At 68.7% G+C, this 8,493-nt stretch carries 10 protein-coding genes and 1 pseudogene; 3 read left to right on the forward strand and 8 right to left on the reverse strand.

Features of this window, described 5'->3' with window-relative positions; translation table 11 throughout:
- Nucleotides 1–55: 55 nt before the first annotated feature.
- Both E3O25_RS17465 and E3O25_RS08090 read left to right on the forward strand, forming a co-directional pair.
- Nucleotides 56–238 (forward strand): annotated as a pseudogene (locus tag E3O25_RS17465) (IS30 family transposase); the annotation flags it as partial.
- A gap of 113 nt (nucleotides 239–351) precedes the next feature.
- Nucleotides 352–1,764, forward strand: coding sequence for an amidohydrolase family protein (locus E3O25_RS08090; protein ID WP_134360894.1), 1,413 nt, complete (start codon nucleotides 352–354; stop codon nucleotides 1,762–1,764).
- Nucleotides 1,765–1,834: 70 nt separating this feature from the next.
- Here the strand turns inward: E3O25_RS08090 and E3O25_RS17895 are convergent, their stop codons facing one another.
- The 7 genes from E3O25_RS17895 to E3O25_RS08120 are packed head-to-tail and all read right to left on the reverse strand — an operon-like array spanning nucleotide 1,835 to nucleotide 5,551.
- Nucleotides 1,835–1,927, reverse strand: a complete 93-nt coding sequence (locus E3O25_RS17895; protein ID WP_370448741.1) for a hydroxyisourate hydrolase — start codon at nucleotides 1,925–1,927, stop codon at nucleotides 1,835–1,837.
- A 21-nt stretch (nucleotides 1,928–1,948) separates the two neighbouring features.
- A complete protein-coding gene (locus E3O25_RS17900; protein ID WP_370448742.1) occupies nucleotides 1,949–2,083 on the reverse strand; it encodes a hypothetical protein in 135 nt (44 codons plus the stop codon).
- Entirely contained in the window at nucleotides 2,080–2,568 is a 489-nt protein-coding gene (locus tag E3O25_RS08100) for a 2-oxo-4-hydroxy-4-carboxy-5-ureidoimidazoline decarboxylase (protein ID WP_134360895.1), read from the reverse strand. Before E3O25_RS08100 ends, E3O25_RS17900 begins: the two co-directional genes overlap by 4 nt.
- Nucleotides 2,569–2,593: 25 nt before the next feature.
- Nucleotides 2,594–3,445 (reverse strand): MurR/RpiR family transcriptional regulator, encoded by an 852-nt coding sequence (locus E3O25_RS08105; protein ID WP_241984041.1) that lies wholly within the window; start codon nucleotides 3,443–3,445, stop codon nucleotides 2,594–2,596.
- Nucleotides 3,442–4,767, reverse strand: coding sequence for an allantoate amidohydrolase (locus E3O25_RS08110; protein ID WP_134360896.1), 1,326 nt, complete (start codon nucleotides 4,765–4,767; stop codon nucleotides 3,442–3,444). The genes E3O25_RS08105 and E3O25_RS08110 overlap by 4 nt, the downstream gene beginning before the upstream one ends.
- Entirely contained in the window at nucleotides 4,764–5,159 is a 396-nt protein-coding gene (locus E3O25_RS17470) for a hypothetical protein (RefSeq protein WP_092110209.1), read from the reverse strand. Before E3O25_RS17470 ends, E3O25_RS08110 begins: the two co-directional genes overlap by 4 nt.
- A 50-nt stretch (nucleotides 5,160–5,209) precedes the next feature.
- Nucleotides 5,210–5,551 carry a hypothetical protein gene (locus E3O25_RS08120; protein WP_134360897.1) on the reverse strand — a complete coding sequence of 114 codons (342 nt, stop codon included), beginning with the start codon at nucleotides 5,549–5,551 and terminating at the stop codon, nucleotides 5,210–5,212.
- Between the two features lie 213 nt (nucleotides 5,552–5,764).
- Here E3O25_RS08120 and E3O25_RS17475 point away from each other — a divergent pair, with 213 nt between their 5' ends.
- Entirely contained in the window at nucleotides 5,765–6,811 is a 1,047-nt protein-coding gene (locus tag E3O25_RS17475) for an NTP transferase domain-containing protein (RefSeq protein WP_241988541.1), read from the forward strand.
- A gap of 228 nt (nucleotides 6,812–7,039) precedes the next feature.
- Here the strand turns inward: E3O25_RS17475 and E3O25_RS17480 are convergent, their stop codons facing one another.
- Nucleotides 7,040–7,525, reverse strand: coding sequence for a hypothetical protein (locus E3O25_RS17480; protein WP_241988542.1), 486 nt, complete (start codon nucleotides 7,523–7,525; stop codon nucleotides 7,040–7,042).
- Nucleotides 7,526–8,493 lie beyond the last annotated feature (968 nt).

An 8,493-nucleotide genomic window follows, 5' to 3' on the forward strand; every position in this document is an offset into this window, starting at 1 on the left:
CTCATCCCCGGGCTCGTCGACACCCACGTGCACGTCAGCGCCGACACGGTTGCTGGCGATGATCCGCGAGATAGGCAAGCTCCCCGAGCATCTGCGCCGCTCCATCACCTGGGACCGCGGCACGGAGCTGGCCGAGAACGCCCAGATCCAGACTGCCCTCGACCTGACGCTCTACTTCTGTGACCCACACTCGCCCTGGCAGCGCGGCAGCAACGAGAACACCAACCGTCTCCTGCGGTTCCGTGCGCCCGGGCCGGGTTCCGGGACACGGCCTGTACATCCGGGGAGAATTTCATGGAACCATACCGAAACCGCTGGACTTGACCGAGTAAGGAGATAATCTCCGTAGATATGTACGAATCTTCAGTCGCCACGGTCTACCGCGGCCACATCTTTCACATCAGTGGTGCCCCGACGGTCACCGAAGCGCGCGAACACCTCGTGTCAGTGCCCGACGGCGCCCTGGTCACGGCGGTCGACGGCACGATCGCCTGGGTCGGACCGTTCCGTGAGCTGCCCGCGGCCTACGCGGCACTGCCGGTGACCCGAACCGGGTTCATCATTCCCGGATTCGTCGACACCCACAGCCATTTTCCGCAGACCTACACAACGGATGCCTACGGCGGCGGCCAGCTGCTGGAATGGCTCGACGAGTGCGTGTTCCCGGCCGAATCGCGGCTCGAAGACCCGGGATTCGCCCGACAGATGGCGCGCGATTTCACGCGTCGGCGGGCATCCGTCGGCACGACCAGCGCGCTCGTGTTCGGGTCAGCCTTTGCCCCGGCGCAAGACGCCCTGTTCGAAGAAGCCCGGGCGGCCGGACTGCGCCTGGTCAGCGGGCGCGGAATCCAGACCGTCGGCACCGACTCCGCCCGAGCGCTGGTCACGAGCGAGCAGGCGGCTCTCGACCTCACGGCGGCCGAGATCGACCGGTGGCACGCCGTCGACACCGATAACGCGCAGACCGCGCTGTTGCAGGTCGCGATCGTTCCGCGATTCAGCCTCTCGGTCACGCCGACGACCCTGGCCGGGCTCGGCGAGCTCTACGACTCGGTGCGTGGGCGCGGCGTGTACTTTCACAGCCACCTCAACGAGAACGACCGGCCGGGCACCGGGGAGATCGACGCCGTGCGCTCGGTGTTCGGCACGACGACCTACCTCGACACCTACGACGGATGCTTCCTGCCGGGCTCGGCCCGCGGCGGCTCGTCGCTGCTCGGGCGCCGAAGCATCCTCGCCCACGCCGTGCACTGCCAGGACAGCGAACTCGCCCGCATGGCCGAGACCGGCACCTCGATCGCACACTGCCCGACCTCGCAGGCGTTCCTCGGCTCCGGCACCATGCCGTGGCGCCGCACGACCGGGTTCGGCGTGAACGTCGCGATCGGAACGGATGTCGGCGGCGGCGACGAATGGCTCGTCGCGCGGGTGCTCAACGACTGCTACAAAGCGCACCTGTCGGAACCCGGCGACGCCAGTGTGGCCCTCGACCCAGCCGCCCTGCTGTTCACCGGAACCCTCGCCGGGGCGCGTGCCCTCGACATGGAGGCGCGATTCGGCAACTTCGACCTTGGCAAGGACGCGGACTTTCTGCTCATCGACCCCGACCGCTGGGAACCGCTGGCCCTCGTTCTGGCCAACGCCGTGCACGCCGACGATGCCGCGCTAGCCGCCGAACAGACCCTGTTCGCACTGCTGCTCGCGCTCCGCGAGCCGGCGATCACCGGGGTCTACGTGCGCGGTCACCGCGTGGTCGTCGAGTGAGCGCGCAGTGCGCCCTCGCCGAGCGCCACATCCGCTCGGCCAGCCGTGGGGTCTCACGGCTCGGTGCGACTCAGGTGCCGCGAAAGGTGGAGTACGCGAACGGACTCAGCTGCAGGGGCACGTGATAGTGCTCCGATAGGTCAGCGAGGCTGACCGTCGGCATCCGTTTCGCCGGTCGCGAGAACTACCCAGGCGGTGTCGGCGCGCTGGTCGAGTTCGGCCGCAACGCCGGCAGCCGGCCGCCGGTGACGGAGTCGAGCACGTGCGTCGTGACGTGGCTGCGGGCCGCGCCCTCCCCACTCACTCCAGCCTGGCTCACAAGCGCAGCTCGATCAGGGCGGCGAGGCGCAGCAGGGCGATCTCGCGCAGCTCGCCGGCAACGATCCCCACCTCGACATCGTTGGGCAACCGGAGGCGCCGGTTGAGCTCGGCGAGAATCTCGGCGCGGGTGCGCCCGGCCGCGCGAATGAGGAAGACCCGGCCGAACCGGGCCTCGTAGTCACGGTTGCCGGCCGCGATCAGCTCAGACAGCTCGACATCATCGGCATCGGGCGGGGCCTGCTCGCGGCGGGAGAATCGAGCGGCAGTGCTGGCGTCACGGACAGACTGACCAATGCGCGGATGATGCACGAGGGCTTCATCCACCTCCGCGCGCGACAGCGTGGCCGACGCCCGCCGCGCGGCGTCCAGGAGCGTGGCGGCGTCGAGGTAGGGGCCGGTGGCGGCGACCTCGTCGACCCACCGCTCGACGCCGAGGCAGGCGAACAACCCCATGCGCAATTCACGTGCTTCAGAGGTCAACATGGTGCCCAATATAGAAGAGATTTCGTCACCATGGTGCCTCGAGTTCGTCGAGGTCTTCGTACACCTGGGTGATCGCCGCTATGCGGGTGCGCGTCTCGCGCACGTGCGCGCCCATCGCGCCGGTCGCGAGCAGGTTGATCAGGCTCATCGCGGTGGCGTAGCTGTCGAAGGCGCTCGCGCTGTCGATCGGGCATTCCAGCCAGACCGCGGCGCCGTCGGCGTGCTTGCGCGCCGAGGAGTCGGCGATCAGCACGAGCGGAATCCCCCGCCGCTGGATCGCCAGGGCCAGTTGACCAAAGCCCGCCGTGCGGCGGCGAAACCCGAACAGAACGGCCACATCGTGCGGGCCGAGTCCGGCCAGATCCTCCCCGATCGATTGCCCGGGCAGCGGCGCGAGCCGCACGCTGTGGCAGGTCTGCGCGAGCTGCTGACGCAGGTGCAGCGCCAGCGGGTAGCTGTTGCGCAGCCCGATCACGACGACGTTGCCGGCGTGCGCGATCAGCCGCGCCGCGGCATCCAGTCGGCCGTCTTCGAGGTTCTGCAACAACCGCCGCAGGTTCTCCTGCTCGCCGGCCAGGTGCGCGGCAAGACGCGACGGCGTGCCAGCGGATGCCCCCGGCCCGCCCACCGGGGCACCGTGGCTGCGCAGGGTGCGCGCATGGTCGCGCACCTCAGCGGAATCCTGAAACCCAAGCCGTCGAAACAGTCGGGAGACGGTCGCCTTGGAGACGCCGCTGAGCCGGGCCAGCTCCGACGCGTTGTAGACCGCCAGATCACTCAGATGATCGAGGATGAAATCGGCCACCCGCTGCTCCTGCGGCGTGAGCTCACCGTAGCTCCGGTCGATGCGCTTGCCGATGTTCATGGTCGCGGTCACGTCGTGGCCGCACGGGCGTCGAACTCGGAGTCGAGTTCATCGGCGTCGTACTGATCGGCGAGGTGCAGCACGGCGGCCTCGAAGGCATCGAGCGCGAGCGCTACGTCGGCTTCGGTGACCGACTCGTCGGGGTGATGGCTCATTCCGTCGCGGCAGCGCACGAACAGCATGCCAATATCGGTCAGCGCTGCAATCGCCATTGCGTCGTGGCCTGCCATCGACAACAGGCTCGGCGGCGCAGAATCGTCGGCGACAGCCAAACGGATGCCCGTGGCCACGGCCACCCGCAGGTGCGGACTGCAGTGCGCCGCCGGAGCTCCGTGCGTCTGAACGCTCGTCACCGTCAACGCCCGGCGGTCGCAGATCTGCTCCGCGGTCTGCTCGATCAGAGCCCACGCGCGGTCGCGTTGCGCATCGGACTCGCCCCGCAGGTCGAGACTGAATTCAACCCGCCCCGCAATAACGTTGACAGCATCGGGAAACACGGCGAGATGACCGACCGTGCCGGAGAGATTCGCTTCGCGGGCAATGCGTTCGATCGCGAGAATGACCTCGCTCGCACCGGCCAGCGCGTCGCGACGCAGCGCCCACTGGGTGCCCGAGTGTGCGGCGGCGCCCTCGATCACGATAGAGAACCGACGTGCACCGGCGATCGACGAGACGACGCCGAGCGCTATCCCGGCGTCGTCGAGCACCGGGCCCTGTTCGATGTGCGCTTCGAGATAGCCGATGAGGTCGGCCGGGGTGCGCGCAGCGTCGCCGATCACGGCCGGGTCGAGTCCGAAGGCGCGGTAGGCCGCGTCGAGGCTCACGCCGTTCTGGTCTTCCAAGCCCCACCATATATTTTGCCAGGTTCCGGCGAGGGCACGGCTGCCGAGCAGCGTCGTGCCGAACCGGATGCCCTCCTCGTCGCCGAAGGCGACCACCTCGAGCGCGAACGGCAAAGCCCGCCCGGAACGAGCCACGCGTTCGGCCACGGCGATGGCGAGCAGCACTCCGAGGCTTCCGTCATACCGGCCAGCGGCGGGCACGGTGTCGAGGTGCGAACCGAGCAGCAGCGCCGGCAGGCCCGGTCTGGCGCCGTCCAGCCGACCGCACTGGTTGCCCGCGGCATCCTGCCAGGTGGCCAGGCCGGCCGCCAACATCCACTCACCGGCGATGGCGTTCACGGCCGCGTGTTCGGGCGAGAGGTAGACCCGCTTGATCAGGCCGTTCGGCAGCGAACTGTGCCGCCCGAGCTCGTCGCAGCGATCAAGGATGTCGGCGGCGGTGATCAAGCGGGCCGAAGCGGCCGAGGAGGCCGGCGGCACCAGCGCGGTCATCGGGCGTCCTGACGAGCTGGAATGACGGTGACCGAGGTGACGGGCGTATCAGCATCGGCGTAGGAATCGTAGGCGGCGCCGACGCCGCTTCCCGCGGTAACGGATGCCCCGGCGCGACGCAGCACCGCTTCGAGCGCGGCGAGGGTGGTCAGCACGGTGTCCTGGCGGGCGTTGTAGCCGAATACGGTGCGGTCGAGCTGTTGCGTCTCGGTCATGTAGCCGGTCATGGCCGGGTCGTACTGGCCCACCAGGTGGGCCGCCATGGCGCGCAGCACCCGGGGATCGGCGTTGATCGGGCCGGGACCCAGGAGCAGCCGCGCTGGCGGGTTGATCGGAAGGCTGGACACGTGTTTCACTCCCTCGGCGTCGTGAAACAGGTGTTTCAGGTTCACAGTTTAGGCAGCGCACGTTTCACGCACGTTACGGGCATGTCGCCGGTTATTTACGCGAGCGTGTCAGCCAGCCCCACGGCAGCATCGATGAGCGCGAGGTAGCTGAACCTCGGCCCCACCAGGCACAGCCCGAGCGGTGCTCCGTCGACCTCGAGCAGCGGCGCAGACAGGACCGGAAAAGCGCCGATCGTGACCTCGTCACCCGAGTCGATGGTGAGAACGCCCACGTCGCGCGCGCAGGGCAGCCGGCCCCAGAGTACGGTCTGCCGGGTTGCCGGCAGATAGTGGGCCGAACGGATGCTGCCGGCCTCGGCCTGAACGCCCGCCCGCGACGGCGTCTGCGACGGCGATGGCGACTGCGAAAACTGCGGCTGAAGAATCTGAGCGCACATCGGGCACCTTCCGAGCGGGGACTGGGCTTTGGTCGACCGTATCGGCCCGATTGCGTGAGGGCTGACCAGTCGCGGTCGCTGGCGCTTCCCAGGCGCGTTAGCTCGCTGGGCCGTGAGTTTGGTGCCGAAAAGGCCACGATCGGGGCCGGGCCTCACGGCTCGGCGCACGACAGGTGCCAGAGCAAAGGGCTCGAGAACCTTACGATGGCAGACATGCAGATGCCACCTCCGGAACCTCAGTCCGCTGGCACCGCTGGCACCCCCAGCACCGCTGGCCACACAAGCACCGGAAGCACCGCTGAAACCGCGAAGTTCGCAAGCACCGCAAGCACCGCAAGCACCGCTGAAACCGCTGGCACCCCCAGCACCGCTGGCCACGCAAGCACCGGAAGCACCGCTGGCACCGGAAGCACCGCTGAAACCGCAGAGTTCGCAAGGACCGCAAGCACCGCAAGCACCGCTGGCACCCCCAGCACCGCTGGCCACGCAAGCACCGGAAGCACCGCTGGCACCGGAAGCACCGCTGAAACCGCAGAGTTCGTAAGGACCGCGAGCACCGATGGCACCTCCGGCACCACCCGAATCGCCGGACTCGTGCTCGCCGCTGGTGCGGGCTACCGCTATGGGATGCCGAAGGCGCTCGTGCATGATGCCGCTGGTCGGTCCTGGCTGCAGAACGCCGTCGACGTGCTCGCAGCCGCCGGCTGCTCCCCGGTCATCGTCGTGCTCGGGGCGCGCGGGGCCGAGGCTGCGGCGCTGCTGCAGGCTGGCGATGACGATTTGGCCGCACGGAAAACAGCGTTGTCCGATAGCGCACCGGCCGGAGGCATGGGCCAGCTATCGGCATCCGTTCTGGTCGTGCAAGCCGCCGACTGGGCCGAAGGACTCTCCGCCTCACTGCGCGCCGGACTGCGCTGCGCCCTCGATCAGCCAGACCTCGCAGCGATCGCCGTCATTCCCGTGGACGTGCCCGATCTGAACGCGGCGACGGTGGCCCGGGTGGTGAGCGCGCGCACTGCCACAACGGATGCCCCGGGTGCGCCAGCCAGCATGGCGGCCGTCACGCACGACACTCTGCGTCAGGCCCGATTTGCCGGCCGGCCGGGGCATCCCGTCGTGATCGGCCGGGCTCACTGGGCGGCGCTTATTGAAACGTCGACCGGTGACACCGGCGCCCGCCCGTACCTGCGCGCGCACTCGGTGGAGCAGATCGAGTGCGGCGATCTCGGCACCGGGGTCGACGTCGACCAGCCGCGCTGACCGGTTCGGCGCGACGAGCTCGAAGAGTGCGGTTTAACACCACTGAGCCATAATCTAGACCGGGCACGAGAAGTCTTGTGCCCACAGCTGCGCGCGACTTCTTAGCCAGCGCGCTGGTAGCCGGGCAGAGAAGAAAATGCCGTGGCGTGGCACACCCGGCTGAGCCTTGGCTCGCCGTGCCGTGCATGGCAGCGCTGGGATGAGAAAAACCACGGGGAAGATCAGACTTCAGTTGCGGTAGTCGTCGTGGGGATGACCCGGTCGCGGGTCATCCCCGTGTCGCTGGTCGAGCCCGTCGATGCTGTGCTGAGGTTGTCGAAGCAAATCGCCGGCCCGGGCCCCGCCGCCCTTTACCTGGCCGGCCGCGCGCGGGATGGCTGCTGGCTGTTGGGGTGGGGCTGGCAGCATGAGCGGGTTTTTGCTGGGCAGGGCGATGAGGGTCTGCGCCGGGTCGATTTCGACGGCGGGTTGCAGCCAGTATTGGTCGTCTCGGAGCAGGATTTTCCAGCCCCGGTTGTGGAGCAGCAGGTGGTGCAGGGCGCAGAGCAGAATGGCTTGGTCGATGTTGGAAAGTCCCTGCTCCGACCAGTTTTCGAGGTGGTGCGCTTCGGTCCAGGAGGGTGGTCGGTCGCAGTCGGGCCAGCGGCAGCCGCCGTCGCGCACGGCGAGGGCTCGGCGTTGTTCCCGGTTGAACAGGCGTTGGTCTCGTCCCACGTTGAGGGGTTGCCCGGCCTGGTCGAACAGGATGCCGAGGTAGCCGGTGTCGCAGAGGTGTCGGGCGATGCTCTCGGCTGAGACGGGGCCGGGTTGCCCTCGAGATAGCCGAACGACCCTCTAGTCCCGGCACCCGCCAACGTTTCAGTGGGTGTAGCACCCCCGACGGTCCCGGTGCTCCCGGTGCTCCCGGTGCTCCCGGTGCTCCCGGTACTCCCGGTGGTCCCGACGGTCCCGGTACTCCCGGTGGTCCCGACGGTCCCCGTGGTTCCGGTGGTTCCGGTGGTTCCGGTAATTCCGGTCGTTCCCGTCGTTCCGGTCGTTCCGGTGGTCCCGGTCGTTCCGGTCGTTCCGCTGGTTGTGTTGGTGTCGGTGATTCCGGTGAGTCCAGTGGTTGCGGCTGTTCCGGTCGCGGTGCGCTCGGCAGGTTTCGTCGGTGTCGGTGTCGCGCTGCTTGGTGAGGGGGTGCGGGCATCCGCTGTGGCGACTGGCGCGGCCGGGGCAGGGATGGTGGTGGGGCGGTCGTGTTCGGTGACGATGACCTGCACGACCGGGCGGCGGCCACCGAACAGCGTGTTCGGGTCAGCGTCGGCGCCGAGCTTGNACCGAACAGCGTGTTCGGGTCAGCGTCGGCGCCGAGCTTGAGCAGCTGCGTGAAGGAGTCCGCGGCGATCTGATCCACGGTGCGCGGGTCGTCCTTCACGCTCTGCGCCCACTTCGCCCGCTCCGGGTCGACGAACCGCACCCCACCGCGGCGCGGGCTCGTCAACGCGTCATACGTCGCCATCCACAGTTCGCCCTGCTCCGGCGGCAGCAGCGCGTGCAGCGTCACCATGCCATCGGCGCGCCGCCACAGCGACCAGGTGGTGTCGTCACGAGCCTGCTTCTCCCGCGCGCGAATGCCCGCCGCGTCGAGTTCGTCGCGCAGCCGGCGGGCTCGTTTGTAGGCCTGCTCGGTATTCATCCCC

The sequence above is a fragment of the Cryobacterium sp. TMT1-3 genome (genome assembly GCF_004402315.1).
Classification (GTDB): Bacteria; Actinomycetota; Actinomycetes; order Actinomycetales; family Microbacteriaceae; genus Cryobacterium; species Cryobacterium luteum.

Excerpts from the sequence above, each read along its gene's own strand:
- E3O25_RS08090 (WP_134360894.1), top strand. The coding sequence starts at position 352 with ATGTACGAATCTTCAGTCGCCACGGTCTACCGCGGCCACATCTTTCAC.
- E3O25_RS17895 (WP_370448741.1), bottom strand. The coding sequence starts at position 1,927 with ATGCCGACGGTCAGCCTCGCTGACCTATCGGAGCACTATCACGTGCCC.
- E3O25_RS08100 (WP_134360895.1), bottom strand. The coding sequence starts at position 2,568 with ATGTTGACCTCTGAAGCACGTGAATTGCGCATGGGGTTGTTCGCCTGC.
- E3O25_RS08110 (WP_134360896.1), bottom strand. The coding sequence starts at position 4,767 with ATGACCGCGCTGGTGCCGCCGGCCTCCTCGGCCGCTTCGGCCCGCTTG.
- E3O25_RS08120 (WP_134360897.1), bottom strand. The coding sequence starts at position 5,551 with ATGTGCGCTCAGATTCTTCAGCCGCAGTTTTCGCAGTCGCCATCGCCG.
- E3O25_RS17475 (WP_241988541.1), top strand. The coding sequence starts at position 5,765 with ATGCAGATGCCACCTCCGGAACCTCAGTCCGCTGGCACCGCTGGCACC.